This window comes from Enterobacter sp. PP-008-ECC_S150 (assembly GCF_045257065.1).
GTDB lineage: Bacteria > Pseudomonadota > Gammaproteobacteria > Enterobacterales > Enterobacteriaceae > Enterobacter > Enterobacter chengduensis.
Map to the genome: position 1 here is coordinate 1 of NZ_JBJHHG010000019.1, position 15,521 is coordinate 15,521.

Here is a 15,521-nt window from a genome sequence, read left to right on the forward strand (position 1 = left end):
CGGTGGTCCCACCTGACCCCATGCCGAACTCAGAAGTGAAACGCCGTAGCGCCGATGGTAGTGTGGGGTCTCCCCATGTGAGAGTAGGGAACTGCCAGGCATCAAATAAGTGAAGAGGCCATCCGGAAGGATGGCCTTTTTGCGTTTCTGAACCACCGGATTTTGTAGGCCGGGTAAGGCGAAGCCGCCACCCGGCACGTCAGACCGCACCCCACGTCACAATAAAGTCCGCAATTCCCTCCACATCATTTAAGTCCAGCACCGGAACCTCAAGCGGCAATACCACATCACTGGCCACCGCAATGACATGCTCATCCAGCGTTAGCTCACTCATATCATGCCCGGCATCGCTTCTGAACAGCAGGATCTTAGGCACTGCCTCATGCTTAAATCCCTCAATCAGCACCAGATCCAGGGTGGAATGATCCATCCGACTGACCAGATAAGCGAGATCCAGCGGCGCCTCATCCGGCGTTTCTGTCATTAACGCCCAGCGCTGAGGACTTGCTACCATCGTTTGTGCTGCTCCGGCTTTACGCAGCTCATAGCTGTCTTTTCCTGGCGTATCGATATCCATGTTGTGATGACTATGCTTAATCAATCCAGGACGGATACCTCTGGCACAAAGCGCAGGAATGAGCTTTTTCAGCAGCGTGGTTTTCCCGGTCCCACTCCAGGCGGATATGGCTACAACAGGTATCATCTTTTCTCCTGCATCAGCAGCAAATCTTCACGCGTATTCACGTTCACAAAGGCTGATTTCACATCGCTAAAATCAACGGAATGGCCGCCAGACTCACGCATGAATACCATTACCCTGCGCTCGCCCGCAGCCAGATAGCGCTGCAGGGCAGGCGCTAGCGATCGGTGCATCAATGCGATAGCAGGATGGTCGCGCTCGCCGTCATGTGCCCAAACCACAGGAGCCGTACCATGACGCAGTAACAAACGCTCGACAAGACAGGATGGAATAAACGGGGTATCACAGGGGCAGAAGATAAACCACTCACCATCAGACTGTTGCATGACCGAAAGCATACCGGCCAGCGGTCCCGGATAATCCTCAAGAATATCCTGATAAACGGCGTACCCGCTTTGCCGGTAAGTGTCGAGATGCCGGTTAGCGCTAATGACCATTGTCGATACCTGGCCTGCGAGCGTATCGGCGACATGCTGCCACAAGGGTTTGCCATTAAGAAGCTGAAGCCCCTTATCTTTTCCCCCCATTCGCGTCGCTCTGCCACCTGCCAGAACGACCCCAATGATTTCCTGGCTAAGATTCACGAATATCGCCTCTTTTATTGTGGGATTGACCCTGCTAACGTGTCACTCTAAATGAAAGGAGCACCACCATGAAATGTAAACGTCTGAATGAAGTTATTGAACTCCTCCAGCCCGCCTGGCAAAAAGAGCCAGAGCTTAATCTGATGCAATTTTTACAGAAACTGGCGAAAGAGTCAGGTTTTGACGGCGATCTGGCAGACCTTTCTGACGACATCCTGATCTACCACCTTAAAATGCGCGACTCCGCCAAAGATGCTGTTATTCCTGGTATTCAGAAAGATTATGAGGAAGATTTTAAGACCGCACTATTGCGCGCCCGAGGCGTAATTAAAGAGTAAAAGCTTGTAAGCGGCGGCACCGAAATCGCCACAAGATGATATCCTGAATCATTCGTATAATTTCCGGATGATCGGATGAACGACCAGGCTTTTACTTTCCAGACCTTACACCCGGACACCATTATGGATGCCCTGTTTGAACAGGGTATTCGGGTGGACTCCGGGCTTACACCGTTAAACAGCTACGAAAACCGCGTCTATCAATTTCAGGACGAGGATCGTCAGCGCTTCGTCGTAAAGTTTTATCGTCCAGAACGCTGGTCCGCAGAACAAATTCAGGAAGAGCATCAGTTCGCTCACGATCTGCTGGATGATGATGTCCCCGTTGCCGCCCCGCTAAAATTCAATAATCAAACGCTCCTGACGCATGAAGGGTTTTACTACGCGGTCTTCCCGAGCCTGGGTGGTCGCCAGTTTGAAGCGGATAATATCGATCAGATGGAGTGGGTTGCCCGCTATCTTGGGCGTATACACCAGACGGGACGCAAAAAAGCGTTTATTGCCCGCCCGACTATCGGGATTCAGGAATACCTTACGGAACCGCGCGAAATATTCGCAGCGTCTGCAATGATCCCCTCTGCGCTCAAGGATGATTTCCTCAGCGCTACCGACAAGCTTATTGCTGCAGTGAAAACCTGCTGGCGCGATGATATTTCCCTCCTGCGCCTGCATGGCGATTGTCACGCCGGGAATATTCTCTGGCGTGATGGCCCGCTGTTTGTCGATCTCGATGATGCGCGTATGGGGCCAGCGGTTCAGGATCTGTGGATGCTGCTCAACGGTGACAAAGCCGAGCAACGCATGCAGCTTGAAACCATTATTGAAGCATATGAAGAATTTAGCCCGTTTAATTCAGACGAAATTGCCCTGATTGAGCCTTTACGTGCGATGCGTTTTGTTTATTATCTCGCATGGTTAATCAGGCGTTGGGACGATCCCGCATTTCCCCGGAATTTCCCGTGGCTTACCGGAGAGGATTACTGGCGCAGCCAGATATCTACATTTACTGAGCAGGTCAAGGTTCTTCAGGAACCCCCTCTGCAATTAACGCCGATGTATTAATTGGACACACCCAGGAGAGAGTTAATTATGAAAAAAATTTGGCTGGCGCTGGCAGGTATGATTCTGGCATTTAGCGCTTCTGCTGCGCAGTTTACCGACGGCAAGCAGTTCATCACGCTGGAAAAACCGGTCGCTGGCGAGCCACAGGTGCTGGAGTTCTTCTCGTTCTATTGCCCACACTGCTATCAGTTCGAGCAGGTTCTGCATGTGTCTGACAACGTGAAGAAAAAGCTGCCGGAAGGCACCAAAATGACCAAGTACCACGTCGAGTTCCTGGGCCCGTTGGGTAAAGATCTGACCCAGGCCTGGGCGGTTGCCATGGCACTGGGCGTGGAAGATAAGATCACTGCGCCAATGTTTGAAGCCGTACAGAAAACCCAGACCGTTCAGACCACTGCGGATATCCGTAAAGTGTTCGTTGACGCTGGCGTGAAAGGTGAAGATTATGACGCAGCGTGGAACAGCTTCGTGGTGAAATCCCTGGTGGCTCAGCAGGAAAAAGCGGCTGCTGACCTCCAGCTTCAGGGCGTTCCGGCGATGTTTGTTAACGGCAAGTACCAGCTGAACATGCAGGGTATGGACACCAGCAGCATGGATATCTTCGTGCAGCAGTATGCTGATACCGTGAAATACCTGGTTGAGAAAAAGTAATTTCGTTGATGTACAAACGCCGGTCACTGACCGGCGTTTTTGTATGAAGATTTTATATTGTCTATCCGTTCGTCTTTCTCTTTCCAGAGCGTATTAAGCCACTGCTGGAAACGACGTTTGAAGTTCTTATCGTTTACGTAATCACCGTGCAGTTCAGCGTCAATCGGGACCAGATCGACGTGCACGACGATGCGCGTCAGTTTACCGCTGAGCATATCGAAGAACGGCGTCTTATCGTTTTCCGGATAGCAGAGCGTGACGTTAAGAAGCTTATCGAACTGTGCACCCAGCACGTTAAGCGCCATCGCAATCCCCGCCGCCTTTGGCGGCAACAGATGCTGATAAGGAGAGCGAGTTTGCTGACGCTTCTCTTCCGTAAACCGGGAGCCTTCAACAAAGTTCACGATGGTCGTTGGATGCGCGCGAAACTTTTCACAGGAACGGCGCGTGGTCTCTACATCCTTACCGCGACGTTCAGGATGACGAATCAAATAGCTGCGCGAATAGCGTTTCATAAACGGCATATCGAGCGCCCAGCAGGCCAGCCCGATAAAAGGCACCCAGGCGAGCTGCTGTTTCAGGAAGTATTTGTTCATCGGGATATGTTTGCGAAACAGCACGCATAACACCACGATGTCGGCCCAGCTGTGGTGATTGCAGATTAGCAGGTACCAGTTCTTTTTGTTAAGGCGCTCCAGCCCTTTCACATCCCACTTCAGGTGCGGGTTAAGGCACAACAGGATCGCCAGTCCTTCGCACCAGCAATACATCATGAAATTACAAAATGCGGACACGGCTCGCCACACCACGGGGACAGGCAGCAGCAGTTTAATTATTCCGGCGAGAATGATCGGCACAGAGCAGGCGACAGTCACCAGGATAGTTAAAATGATGCTTAACGGTAATGTTATTGCAGCGAGCAATCTCGACATGATGAGCTTTTTCAGGTAGTTAGCTGTAAGTGGGCGGCCGACCAGGCGACGCTGGGCGCTGATTTTACCAGAAAACAGGCAAATGAATGGCGCTTTCACGTGATGTTTTGGCCGCTTTTACCCCACCGCAGAAGATTTCTCTGTCATTGCGCGCTTATCAAGGCTTATATCCACATAGACTAAATTGCCATCAGTTGGCCATATAGATACTATCAGATGGCATAACAGCATGATAATTAAGATCTAAAAATTAGCTCGTATGTGTTTTTTACGTCTGTTATTCATCTGAAGTGAAAATATACACAAACTTATCCACAGTTTGATTTTTGCGAGCGATCCTCACGATCGCAAAATCTTTTCCTGTATCAGGCGCTAATACCTGATGTTTTCATCCTTCTGTGGCATCCTTTACCCATAAATTGATTAAAGGCACGGACATTATGGTTCAGATCCCAGAAAACCCTCTTATTCTCGTCGATGGCTCTTCTTACCTGTATCGGGCATATCATGCGTTTCCTCCTCTGACCAATAGCGCAGGGGAACCGACCGGCGCAATGTACGGCGTGCTGAATATGCTGCGCAGCCTGATCCTTCAGTATCAGCCAAGCCATGCGGCAGTCGTTTTTGATGCAAAAGGCAAAACGTTCCGCGACGAGCTGTTCGAGCATTACAAATCCCACCGTCCGCCAATGCCTGACGATCTGCGCGCGCAGATTGAGCCGCTGCATGCCATGGTAAAAGCGATGGGGCTGCCGCTGCTGGCGGTCTCTGGCGTTGAAGCGGATGACGTCATCGGCACGCTGGCGCGTGAAGCAGAAAAAATGGGTCGTCCCGTGCTGATCAGCACCGGTGATAAAGATATGGCGCAGCTGGTAACGCCCGGTATCACCCTGATTAACACCATGACCAACACCATTCTGGGGCCGGAAGAGGTCGTCGCTAAGTATGGCGTGCCGCCTGAACTGATTATCGACTTCCTCGCATTGATGGGCGACTCTTCGGATAACATTCCGGGTGTACCTGGCGTTGGTGAAAAAACCGCGCAGGCGCTGCTTCAGGGGCTGGGCGGACTGGATACGCTCTACGCAGAATCAGACAAAATTGCCGGGCTCTCCTTCCGTGGCGCAAAAACCATGGCCGGAAAACTCATTGATAACAAAGAGGTGGCTTATCTCTCCTATCAGCTGGCCACCATCAAAACCGATGTCGAACTGGAGCTGGGCTGTGAGCAGCTGGAAGTGCAGCAGCCTTCCGCGGACGATCTGCTGACCCTGTTTAAAAAATACGAATTTAAGCGCTGGATCACCGACGTGGAAGCCGGGAAGTGGCTACAGGCAAAAGGAGCGAAACCGGCAGCAAAGCCACAGGAATCGATTGTCGCTGATGCAGAAGCGCTGGTGGAGGAAGAAGAGGCCGTTACGCTCTCTTTCGACAACTACGAAACCCTTCTTGAAGAGTCGCAGCTGGTCGCCTGGATCGAGAAGCTGAAAAAGGCGCCGGTCTTTGCCTTTGATACCGAAACGGACAGTCTTGATAACATCTCTGCCAATATGGTTGGCCTCTCGTTTGCGACAGAGCCGGGTATGGCTGCCTACGTTCCCGTGGCGCACGATTACCTGGACGCGCCGGAGCAGATGTCCCGTGAACGCGTGCTTGAGCTGCTGAAGCCGATCCTGGAAGACGAAAAGGCGCTCAAGGTGGGGCAAAACCTCAAGTACGACCGCGGTATTCTGCAAAACTACGGCATTGAACTGCGCGGGATCGCCTTCGACACCATGCTCGAATCCTACATTCTGGACAGCGTCGCGGGTCGCCATGATATGGATTCCTTATCTGACCGCTGGCTCAAGCACAAAACCATCACCTTTGAAGAGATTGCAGGTAAAGGGAAAAATCAGCTCACCTTTAACCAGATTGCTCTTGAAGAGGCGGGACGCTACGCGGCGGAAGACGCCGACGTCACGCTGCAGCTGCACCTGAAGATGTGGCCAAAACTGCAGAAGCAGGAGGGGCCGCTGAACGTGTTCCAGCATGTCGAGATGCCGCTGGTACCGGTGCTGTCCCGCATTGAACGCAACGGCGTGAAAATCGACCCAACGGTGCTGCATAACCACTCTGGGGAGCTGGCGCAGCGTCTGACCGAGCTTGAGCAAAAGGCGCACGAGCTGGCAGGCGAGCCGTTTAACCTCTCTTCGCCGAAGCAGCTGCAAACCATTCTGTTTGAAAAGCAGGGCATCAAGCCGCTGAAGAAAACCCCTGGCGGCGCGCCGTCAACGTCTGAAGAGGTGCTGGAAGAGCTGGCGCTGGATTACCCGCTGCCGAAAGTGATTCTGCAGTACCGTGGTCTCGCGAAGCTGAAGTCGACCTATACCGACAAGCTCCCGCTGATGATCAACCCGAAAACGGGTCGCGTGCACACGTCGTATCACCAGGCTGTCGCGGCGACCGGTCGTCTCTCGTCAACGGACCCTAACCTGCAGAACATCCCGGTACGCAATGAAGAAGGCCGCCGCATTCGCCAGGCTTTCATTGCGCCGGAGGATTACCTGATTGTCTCGGCGGACTACTCGCAAATCGAACTGCGCATTATGGCGCATCTGTCCCGCGACAAAGGCCTGCTGACCGCGTTTGCCGAAGGGAAGGATATCCACCGCGCAACCGCGGCGGAAGTCTTTGGCTTGCCGCTGGACAGCGTGACCAACGAACAGCGCCGCAGCGCTAAGGCGATCAACTTCGGTCTGATTTACGGCATGAGTGCATTTGGTCTTTCGCGCCAGCTCAACATTCCGCGTAAAGAGTCGCAGAAGTACATGGATCTCTACTTCGAGCGCTATCCGGGCGTGCTGGAATACATGGAGCGCACCCGCGCGCAGGCGAAGGAAAAAGGTTACGTCGAAACGCTGGATGGCCGCCGTCTCTACTTACCGGACATCAAATCCAGCAACGCGGCGCGCCGCGCTGGCGCAGAGCGTGCGGCGATTAACGCCCCGATGCAGGGTACCGCGGCGGACATCATTAAGCGTGCAATGATCGCCGTCGATGCCTGGCTGGAAAAAGAGAAGCCTCGCGTGAAAATGATCATGCAGGTACACGATGAACTGGTGTTTGAAGTGCACAAAGACGACCTCGACGCCGTGTCGAAGAAGATCCACGAACTGATGGAAAGCAGCATGACGCTTGACGTGCCGTTGCTGGTGGAAGTCGGAAGTGGTGAGAACTGGGATCAGGCTCACTAACGGTTCTTCGCATAACGCGCTTTTTATGTAAGTTTGCAACATAAGAAGGCGCGTTTTGTGACGATCATTAGAATTCCCTATGTAAAGAATGAAAAAAAACTACAAAAAGTGCTTTTTCTGCAGCACAAAAAGGGGTAGAGTTATCGGCGTAGGGTACAGAGGTAAGATGTTCTATCTTTCAGACCTTTTACTTCACGTAATCGGATTTGGCTGAATATTTTAGCCGCCCCAGTCAGTAATGACTGGGGCGTTTTTTATTGCGGCAAAGAAAATTCAGGCAAAAAAAACGCGGCCATCGCCGCGCTCGGTATTACTCTTCTTCCGCTTCCGTCGCGGGTTCCAGCTCGCTAAACCAGGTGTCGAGCTTCTGACGCAGCTTGTCCACGCCCTGCTTTTTCAGCGAGGAGAACGGCTCAACCTGTACATCACCGTTGAACGCCAGCACCGCTTCGCGAACCATATTCACCTGCGCTTTACGCGCGCCGCTTGCCAGCTTATCGGCTTTTGTCAGCAGCACCAGCACGGCGATATCGCTCGCTACTGCCCAGTCGATCATCTGCTGATCCAGATCTTTAAGGGGATGGCGAATGTCCATCAGCACGACCAGACCTTTCAGGCACAGACGTTTTTCCAGGTATTCACCCAGCGCCCGCTGCCACTTGATTTTCATCTCTTCCGGTACCTGCGCGTAACCGTATCCCGGTAAGTCGACCAGGCGTTTGCCCTCTGCGACTTCAAACAGGTTGATCAGCTGGGTACGGCCAGGTGTTTTTGAGGTACGCGCCAGGCTTTTCTGATTGGTCAGCGTATTCAGGGCGCTGGATTTCCCCGCGTTGGAGCGGCCAGCAAAGGCCACTTCTATACCGGTATCAGAAGGAAGGTGGCGAATATCGGGCGCACTGGTGACAAAATGCGTCTGTTGGTAGTTCCAGGTAGTCACGTGGTCGTCTCCAAAATCGTAATCTGAAGGGGATTATACCCGAATGCAGGCAAAAGGCTTTTCTGATTACTCTGCCCTGTAGGTGAATGCCCCTGCCGGTGTGAGACATCGGCCAGTGATGCTATGGGAGATTTAAGAGAATTCGCAGGCGTCAAAAAAGCCAAACTGTTTTAAATCATAAGTTTATTTCCAGGTAATTGTCTGAAAATCCCTTTTTGTACCGTTTCGTTGCTTGTTAGTTTAATGGAACAAGGTAAAGTGTGCGTCAGGGCGAGGAAGCCAACAGGATATCGACTTAAGGATTAGGGTCAGGAGCGCCAGGAGGCGAAGACGCAGGATTGTCAGGATGACCAGCGCCTGGAGGCGTTTAAGCAGGAAATGGAACCGTATCACGGACGGTATTAGCCAAGGGATAAACAGGGTTTGTTGTTGGCAAACACGGAATGTCTGGCCCGCTAAGGGTTGTGAGTCAGGAAAAAAGGCGACAGATTGCTCTGTCGCCTTTTTTCTTTGCTTGCTTTCTGCTAGATTTCGCCGCAATTCTATACTGAAGAAAACGACTTAAAGATAAAACATCATGAAAAAACCAACCTCCGCTGCGGGCGCGAAACGCCCTGCAAAAGCACGCCGCAAAACGCGCGAAGAACTGAACCAGGAAGCGCGCGATCGCAAACGCGACAAAAAACATCGCGGTCATGCTGCGGGTAGCCGTGCCAACGGTGGTGGTGCAGCGGGTGCTTCTGCAAAAGGCAAACAGCAGAAAGACCCTCGTATCGGCAGTAAAACTCCCATTCCACTGGGCGTGACAGACACCCCGGTCACTAAGCAGCACAAACCAAAGAGCGAGAAACCTATGCTTTCACCGCAGGCTGAGCTGGATTTGCTGGAGAACGATGAGCGCCTGGACGCGCTGCTGGAACGTCTTGAAGAGGGTGAAACCCTGACCGCGGAAGAGCAGTCATGGGTGGATGCAAAACTGGACCGCATTGATGAGCTGATGCAGAAGCTGGGCCTGTCTTACGACGATGACGAAGATGAAGAAGAAGACGAAAAGCAGGAAGATATGATGCGTCTTCTGAAGGGTGGAAACTAACATTTGCACCCGGCAGGCACGATAGTCCTGCTTATAACCCTTCCGGTTATATGTTATCTGGTGTGGTTATTCGTTAAACTACGGCGGTTGTCGCGGCGACAGAAGTGGCTGCGCACCCGAATGATGGCCCGCAACGGGGCCAGAACGGGCCGCCGTATACGAACGCGACACCAACGGAAGGAGTGAGCATGTCAGCACCAACTATCGACTGGGATTTGGCCCTAATCCAGAAATATAACTATTCTGGGCCGCGCTATACGTCATACCCCACCGCGCTGGAGTTCTCCGATGCCTTCGGCGAGGGGGATTTTCAGCAGGCCGTCGCGCGCTATCCTGAGCGTCCGCTGTCCCTCTACGTCCATATTCCGTTCTGCCACAAGCTTTGCTACTTCTGCGGCTGCAATAAAATCGTTACCCGTCAGCAGCATAAAGCCGACCAGTATCTCGATGCGCTCGAGCAGGAAATTGTGCATCGCGCACCGCTCTTTAAGGGCCGTCACGTCAGCCAGCTTCACTGGGGAGGCGGTACGCCAACCTATCTGAACAAAGCGCAAATAAGCCGTCTGATGGCCCTGCTGCGCGGCAATTTCAGCTTTAACGCCGACGCTGAAATCTCGATCGAAGTCGATCCGCGTGAAATCGAGCTGGATGTACTGGATCACTTACGCGCCGAAGGCTTCAACCGCCTGAGCATGGGCGTGCAGGATTTCAATAAAGAGGTTCAGCGTCTGGTGAACCGCGAGCAGGACGAAGAATTTATCTTTGCCTTACTCAACCATGCGCGTGAGATTGGCTTCACCTCAACCAATATTGACCTGATTTACGGCCTGCCAAAGCAAACGCCGGAAAGCTTCGCCTTCACGCTCAAGCGCGTGGCCGAACTCAACCCGGACCGCCTGAGCGTCTTTAACTACGCGCATCTGCCGACGCTCTTCGCCGCCCAGCGCAAAATCAAAGATGCGGATCTGCCTTCAGCCCAGCAGAAGCTGGATATCCTCCAGGAAACCATCACCTCGCTGACCGAGACCGGGTATCAGTTTATCGGTATGGATCACTTTGCTCGTCCGGATGACGAGCTGGCGATTGCGCAGCGCGAAGGGGTCCTGCACCGTAACTTCCAGGGCTACACCACCCAGGGCGATACCGATTTGCTGGGGATGGGCGTCTCCGCCATCAGCATGATCGGCGACTGCTACGCGCAGAACCAGAAAGAGCTGAAGCTGTACTATCAGCAGGTTGATGAAACGGGTAACGCCCTGTGGCGCGGCATTGCGCTCACGCGCGACGACTGCATCCGTCGCGATGTCATTAAAGCGCTTATCTGCAACTTCCGTCTCGATTTCGGTGACATTGAGTCGCATTGGGATCTGCACTTTAGCGATTACTTTGCGGAAGACCTGAAGCTGATTGCGCCGCTGGCGAAAGACGGGCTGGTGGAGGTGTCGGATAGCACGATTGAGGTAACGTCGAAAGGGCGTCTGTTGATCCGCAATATCTGCATGTGCTTTGACGCCTATCTGCGCCAGAAAGCGCGTTTGCAGCAGTTCTCGCGGGTGATTTAAACCGCATTGCCGGGTGGCGGCTTCGCCTTACCCGGCCTACGAAAATGCGATATGTAGGCCGGGTAAGCGAAGCGCCACCCGGCTTTTCATTAACAGCTCGCTAGCTAAACAGCCCAACCAGCGCCGCACACAGCACTGCCGCAACGGCGGTTTGTGGCGTGTGGCTTTCAGCGGCTCCGCTAGAGAGCATATTCACGATTGTTTCTAGCATGATGTTCACCCCCAATTTCCGGGCACGATCATACAAAACTCGGCGGAACAGTAAAGCGCAAAATAACGGCAATTTGCGCTCAATTTATAACCTTTACACGGCGGTGTAAAATTACTCCATTCCCAGCTCTTTCAGCTTGCGCGTCAGGGTATTACGTCCCCATCCCAGCAGGCGAGCGGCTTCCTGCTTATGACCCTGCGTATGACGCAGCGCGGTAGTTAATAGCGTACGCTCCATCTCTGGCTGAGCCTCAGACAGCAGGTTTTGATGACCGGAACGCAGCGCGCGGTCGGCCCACTGCGCCAGCAGCGTCGCCCAGCTGTCCGGCAGCGCGTGGCCGGTACTGCTTTCAGGCGCGGTCGCTTCAAACAGCTCGGCCGGTAAATCCTGAATCAGCACTTCCTGCCCGGCGGCCATCACCGTTAACCAGCGGCAGGTGTTTTCCAGCTGACGCACGTTGCCCGGCCACGCCAGGCGCGTCAGGGCGGCATCGGTTTCCGGGTGAAGCTGTTTGGCCTCCACGCCCAGCTCGCGGGCGGCTACCTGGAGGAAATGGCGCGCCAGGCGGGGAATATCTTCCCGGCGCTCACGCAGCGGCGGCAGATGAACGCGGATGACGTTGAGACGGTGGAATAAATCCTCGCGGAATTTGCCTTCCTGCACGCGCTGCTCCAGGTTCTGGTGGGTCGCGGCGATAATGCGCACGTCCACTTTCACCGGCGCGTATCCCCCCACGCGATAAAACTGCCCGTCGGCCAGCACGCGCAGCAGGCGGGTCTGAACATCCAGCGGCATATCGCCGATCTCGTCCAGGAACAGCGTACCACCGTCAGCCTGTTCAAAGCGCCCCTGGCGAATGGTGTTCGCGCCGGTGAACGCCCCTTTCTCATGGCCGAACAGCTCGGACTCAATTAAATCCTTCGGGATCGCCGCCATATTCAGGGCGATGAACGGCGCTTTTGCTCGCGGACTGTGGCGGTGCAGGGCATGCGCCACAAGCTCTTTACCGGTTCCTGATTCACCGTTAATCAGCACGCTTATAGACGAGCGGGACAGGCGGCCGATAATGCGAAACACGTCCTGCATCGCCGGCGCTTCGCCGATGATGTCGGTTGTTGGCCCAAAATCGGGCGCGTGGCGCGGCTGTTGCTGCTCCTGATAATGGCTAATCGCGCGCTCAACCAGCGCCACCGCCTCGTCGATATCAAACGGTTTGGGCAGGTAATCGAACGCCCCTTGCTGATAGGCGCTCACCGCGGCATCCAGATCGGAGTGTGCGGTCATTATGATGACCGGAAGCATAGGGTGGCGTTGTTTGATCTGCTTTAACAGCGCCAGCCCGTCCATGCCCGGCATGCGAATATCCGAAAGCAAAACGTCCGGCGTTTTGGTGGTGAGTGCGTCGAGCACTTCGCTGCCGCTCTCAAACGTCGTGCAGCTTAATCCTGCCCCTGTGAGCGCGCGTTCAAGCACCCAACGGATGGAGCTATCGTCATCGACTACCCAGACTATCCCTCGTTGCATAAACGTCACCTTTATTTTTTAATCGGCAGGAAGACCGAAAACTCGGTATGTCCCGGCCAACTGGTAAATTCAATTTTTCCGGAGTGTTGATCGATCAAACTGCGGGCAATGGATAAGCCCAGTCCGGTCCCGCCTTCGCGACCGCTGACCATCGGGTAGAACAGGGTGTCCTGCAGATGCGATGGAATGCCGGGCCCGTTATCCTCGACGTCGATGCGGGCCGCCAGCCGGTAGCGGACGCCGTGTAACGTGAGCTGGAAGGCGGTGCGGGTGCGTAAAATAATCTCGCCCCCGTCGGGTCCCAGCGCCTGCAGAGCGTTGCGCACAATATTCAACAGGACCTGCTCAATCTGGTCCGGGTCATGGGCCAGTTCCGGCAGGCTGGGGTCGTAATCACGAACCAGCGTGACGTTCTCCGGCAGCTCCATCGAGACGAGCTTCACCACCCGTTCAGCCACCTTATGGATGCTTTCCGTGACGTGCATTCCCGGCTGCTGCGGCCCGAGAAGGCGGTCTACCAGATTCCGAAGACGGTCCGCCTGCTCAATGATGACGTTGGTGTACTCCGCCAGCGCGGGGTCGGGGAGCGCCTTGGTCAGCAGCTGCGCCGCGCCGCGTAGCCCACCCAGCGGGTTTTTGATTTCATGCGCCAGACCGCGCACCAGATCCCGCGCGGCAATTTGCTGCGCATGCTGAAGCTGCTCCTGGCTCAGTCGACGCTGATTATCCATCGGCGCCATTTCCAGCAGGATCAGGCCTTCTGGAAGACGCTGCGCGGTCAGCGACAGAATGTGCGAGCGCCCGTCGATCACCAGCGTCACTTCGTTGTCGGTAAACCCCTGTCCGGCCTGCAAACTTTCCTGCATCAGGCCAATATTCAGCGAAAAATAGCTCAGGAGTTCAGGAAGCGGGGTGCCGAACAGTTTGCGTGCGCTTTGGGCGAGCAGCTGCTGCGCCGCCGGGTTGGCGTAATGAACGGCCAGCTCGTCATCGACCAGCAAGATGCTGTTAATCAAAGAATTGAGGATCTGCCCAGCATCGGGCAGCGTGCCAGTTGCCATTCAGCAGTCTCCTGGAGTCGTTTGCACTAATTTAGTGCGGTATAGCGTTTTCGGCGTAAAAAGCGCGTGAGATCAGGTTGTTGGTGGAGAAAAAAGCCCATCCGGAGATGGGCTAAAAGTTTCCACGGCAACTACTCCCGGCGCGTGTCACGCCGGGTAAAACAACTTAATTAAACGCTGTAGTACAGTTCGAACTCAACCGGATGCGGAGTCATACGCACGCGGTCGTTCTCTTCGGTACGCAGGGCGATGTAAGCATCGATAGCGTCGTCAGTGAATACGCCACCCGCAGTCAGGAACTCGCGGTCTGCGTCCAGCGCCTGCAGGGCTTCTTCCAGAGAGCCAGCAACCTGTGGGATCTCTTTCGCTTCTTCTGGCGGCAGGTCGTACAGGTTTTTGTCCATCGCTTCGCCCGGGTGGATCTTGTTCTTGATACCGTCCAGACCGGCCATCAGCAGTGCGGCGAAGCACAGGTATGGGTTAGCCGCTGGATCCGGGAAGCGAACTTCGATACGACGCGCTTTAGGAGACGCCACCACCGGGATACGGATAGAAGCAGAACGGTTACGCGCAGAGTAGGCCAGCATCACTGGCGCTTCGTAGCCCGGGACCAGACGCTTGTAGGAGTTGGTGGTTGGGTTCGCCAGGGCGTTGATCGCTTTAGCGTGTTTGATAACACCACCGATGTAGTACAGCGCCTGCTCGGACAGACCTGCATATTTGTCGCCAGAGAACAGGTTAGTGCCGTTCTTGGACAGAGACATGTGGCAGTGCATACCGGAACCGTTATCGCCAAACATCGGTTTTGGCATGAAGGTTGCGGTTTTACCGAAACGGTGCGCAACGTTGTGCACAACGTATTTGTAGATCTGAATTTCGTCCGCTTTTTTGGTCATGGTGTTGAAGCGGGTAGCCACTTCGTTCTGACCGGCAGTCGCTACTTCGTGGTGGTGAGCTTCAACCACCAGGCCCATCTCTTCCATCACCAGACACATGGTGGAACGAATGTCCTGTGCAGAGTCGACCGGAGGAACCGGGAAGTAACCGCCTTTCACGCCTGGACGGTGACCTTTGTTACCACCTTCGTATTTGGTGGAGGAGTTCCATGCGCCTTCGATGTCGTCGATAGCCACGTGGGAGCCAGAAATAGAGGCACCGAAACGGATGTCATCGAACAGGAAGAACTCTGGCTCTGGCCCGAACAGCACGGTGTCCGCGATGCCGGTAGAACGCAGGTACTCTTCAGCGCGTTTGGCGATAGAACGTGGGTCGCGGTCGTAGCCCTGCAGCGTGCCTGGCTCGAGGATATCGCAACGGATGATCAGGGTAGGTTCTTCGAAGAACGGATCAATGACCGCAGTGGTTGCATCTGGCATCAGAACCATGTCGGATTCGTTAATGCCTTTCCAGCCGCCAATGGAGGAGCCGTCAAACATTTTGCCTTCTTCAAAGAATTCGGCGTTCACCTGATGAGCAGGGATTGTGACGTGCTGTTCTTTACCTTTGGTATCGGTGAAGCGCAGATCGACAAACTTCACTTCATGTTCGTTCAGCATCGTCAAAACGTGTTCAGCGGACATACTTAACTCTCCAGATTGGTCATTGTCGTCGTGGTAACGAGGTCTTC

General features: G+C 54.2%; 14 protein-coding genes and 1 rRNA gene. 7 read left to right on the forward strand and 8 right to left on the reverse strand.

Going from position 1 to position 15,521, the window contains the following annotated elements; all coding sequences use genetic code 11:
• Positions 1-100: ribosomal RNA gene (gene rrf, locus ACJBF3_RS19150) — 5S ribosomal RNA — on the forward strand; the annotation flags it as partial.
• Positions 101-199: 99 nt separating this feature from the next.
• Here rrf and mobB read toward each other — a convergent pair.
• On the reverse strand, positions 200-703 hold the full coding sequence (gene mobB / locus ACJBF3_RS19155; RefSeq protein ID WP_045329475.1) for a molybdopterin-guanine dinucleotide biosynthesis protein MobB: 504 nt from the start codon (positions 701-703) through the stop codon (positions 200-202).
• The gene (mobA, locus tag ACJBF3_RS19160) at positions 700-1,284 is read right to left on the reverse strand and encodes a molybdenum cofactor guanylyltransferase MobA (protein WP_045329477.1); all 585 of its coding nucleotides are present in this window, start codon (positions 1,282-1,284) and stop codon (positions 700-702) included. Before mobA ends, mobB begins: the two co-directional genes overlap by 4 nt.
• Positions 1,285-1,352: 68 nt before the next feature.
• On the opposite strand from mobA, the gene ACJBF3_RS19165 reads away from it, so the two are divergent.
• The 3 genes from ACJBF3_RS19165 (at position 1,353) to dsbA (ending at position 3,335) form a co-directional block, all read left to right on the forward strand.
• Positions 1,353-1,622 carry a YihD family protein gene (locus ACJBF3_RS19165; RefSeq protein ID WP_008501866.1) on the forward strand — a complete coding sequence of 90 codons (270 nt, stop codon included), beginning with the start codon at positions 1,353-1,355 and terminating at the stop codon, positions 1,620-1,622.
• 75 nt (positions 1,623-1,697) lie between these two features.
• Positions 1,698-2,684, forward strand: coding sequence for a serine/threonine protein kinase (locus tag ACJBF3_RS19170; protein WP_045329479.1), 987 nt, complete (start codon positions 1,698-1,700; stop codon positions 2,682-2,684).
• 27 nt (positions 2,685-2,711) lie between these two features.
• Positions 2,712-3,335 (forward strand): thiol:disulfide interchange protein DsbA, encoded by a 624-nt coding sequence (dsbA, locus tag ACJBF3_RS19175; RefSeq protein WP_045329480.1) that lies wholly within the window; start codon positions 2,712-2,714, stop codon positions 3,333-3,335.
• Between the two features lie 23 nt (positions 3,336-3,358).
• Here dsbA and ACJBF3_RS19180 read toward each other — a convergent pair whose 3' ends face one another.
• The gene (locus ACJBF3_RS19180) at positions 3,359-4,267 is read right to left on the reverse strand and encodes an acyltransferase (protein ID WP_045329573.1); all 909 of its coding nucleotides are present in this window, start codon (positions 4,265-4,267) and stop codon (positions 3,359-3,361) included.
• Positions 4,268-4,707: 440 nt separating this feature from the next.
• On the opposite strand from ACJBF3_RS19180, the gene polA reads away from it, so the two are divergent.
• Positions 4,708-7,503, forward strand: coding sequence for a DNA polymerase I (gene polA, locus ACJBF3_RS19185; RefSeq protein WP_045329575.1), 2,796 nt, complete (start codon positions 4,708-4,710; stop codon positions 7,501-7,503).
• Between the two features lie 310 nt (positions 7,504-7,813).
• On the opposite strand, the gene yihA is transcribed toward polA, so the two are convergent.
• On the reverse strand, positions 7,814-8,443 hold the full coding sequence (gene yihA, locus ACJBF3_RS19190) for a ribosome biogenesis GTP-binding protein YihA/YsxC (RefSeq protein WP_023309768.1): 630 nt from the start codon (positions 8,441-8,443) through the stop codon (positions 7,814-7,816).
• 577 nt (positions 8,444-9,020) lie between these two features.
• On the opposite strand from yihA, the gene yihI reads away from it, so the two are divergent.
• Together yihI and hemN are read left to right on the forward strand one after the other, a co-directional pair.
• Positions 9,021-9,536: a Der GTPase-activating protein YihI gene (yihI, locus tag ACJBF3_RS19195; RefSeq protein ID WP_032644299.1), complete on the forward strand. Its 516-nt coding sequence runs from the start codon at positions 9,021-9,023 to the stop codon at positions 9,534-9,536.
• 188 nt (positions 9,537-9,724) lie between these two features.
• A complete protein-coding gene (gene hemN, locus ACJBF3_RS19200) occupies positions 9,725-11,098 on the forward strand; it encodes an oxygen-independent coproporphyrinogen III oxidase (protein WP_045329482.1) in 1,374 nt (457 codons plus the stop codon).
• Between the two features lie 100 nt (positions 11,099-11,198).
• Here hemN and ACJBF3_RS19205 read toward each other — a convergent pair whose 3' ends face one another.
• The 4 genes from ACJBF3_RS19205 to glnA form a co-directional block, all read right to left on the reverse strand.
• A complete protein-coding gene (locus tag ACJBF3_RS19205; RefSeq protein ID WP_045329576.1) occupies positions 11,199-11,309 on the reverse strand; it encodes a YshB family small membrane protein in 111 nt (36 codons plus the stop codon).
• Between the two features lie 111 nt (positions 11,310-11,420).
• Positions 11,421-12,833: a nitrogen regulation protein NR(I) gene (glnG, locus tag ACJBF3_RS19210; RefSeq protein WP_023309765.1), complete on the reverse strand. Its 1,413-nt coding sequence runs from the start codon at positions 12,831-12,833 to the stop codon at positions 11,421-11,423.
• 11 nt (positions 12,834-12,844) lie between these two features.
• On the reverse strand, positions 12,845-13,894 hold the full coding sequence (glnL, locus tag ACJBF3_RS19215) for a nitrogen regulation protein NR(II) (protein ID WP_032644301.1): 1,050 nt from the start codon (positions 13,892-13,894) through the stop codon (positions 12,845-12,847).
• Between the two features lie 170 nt (positions 13,895-14,064).
• A complete protein-coding gene (gene glnA, locus ACJBF3_RS19220) occupies positions 14,065-15,474 on the reverse strand; it encodes a glutamate--ammonia ligase (protein ID WP_008501856.1) in 1,410 nt (469 codons plus the stop codon).
• Positions 15,475-15,521 lie beyond the last annotated feature (47 nt).

What these genes read in the sequence shown, in the direction of transcription:
- glnL (WP_032644301.1), bottom strand. Translation starts at nt 13,894, where the DNA reads ATGGCAACTGGCACGCTGCCCGATGCTGGGCAGATCCTCAATTCTTTG.
- dsbA (WP_045329480.1), top strand. Translation starts at nt 2,712, where the DNA reads ATGAAAAAAATTTGGCTGGCGCTGGCAGGTATGATTCTGGCATTTAGC.
- yihI (WP_032644299.1), top strand. Translation starts at nt 9,021, where the DNA reads ATGAAAAAACCAACCTCCGCTGCGGGCGCGAAACGCCCTGCAAAAGCA.
- ACJBF3_RS19180 (WP_045329573.1), bottom strand. Translation starts at nt 4,267, where the DNA reads ATGTCGAGATTGCTCGCTGCAATAACATTACCGTTAAGCATCATTTTA.
- glnG (WP_023309765.1), bottom strand. Translation starts at nt 12,833, where the DNA reads ATGCAACGAGGGATAGTCTGGGTAGTCGATGACGATAGCTCCATCCGT.
- ACJBF3_RS19205 (WP_045329576.1), bottom strand. Translation starts at nt 11,309, where the DNA reads ATGCTAGAAACAATCGTGAATATGCTCTCTAGCGGAGCCGCTGAAAGC.
- ACJBF3_RS19165 (WP_008501866.1), top strand. Translation starts at nt 1,353, where the DNA reads ATGAAATGTAAACGTCTGAATGAAGTTATTGAACTCCTCCAGCCCGCC.
- polA (WP_045329575.1), top strand. Translation starts at nt 4,708, where the DNA reads ATGGTTCAGATCCCAGAAAACCCTCTTATTCTCGTCGATGGCTCTTCT.
- ACJBF3_RS19170 (WP_045329479.1), top strand. Translation starts at nt 1,698, where the DNA reads ATGAACGACCAGGCTTTTACTTTCCAGACCTTACACCCGGACACCATT.
- hemN (WP_045329482.1), top strand. Translation starts at nt 9,725, where the DNA reads ATGTCAGCACCAACTATCGACTGGGATTTGGCCCTAATCCAGAAATAT.
- mobB (WP_045329475.1), bottom strand. Translation starts at nt 703, where the DNA reads ATGATACCTGTTGTAGCCATATCCGCCTGGAGTGGGACCGGGAAAACC.
- glnA (WP_008501856.1), bottom strand. Translation starts at nt 15,474, where the DNA reads ATGTCCGCTGAACACGTTTTGACGATGCTGAACGAACATGAAGTGAAG.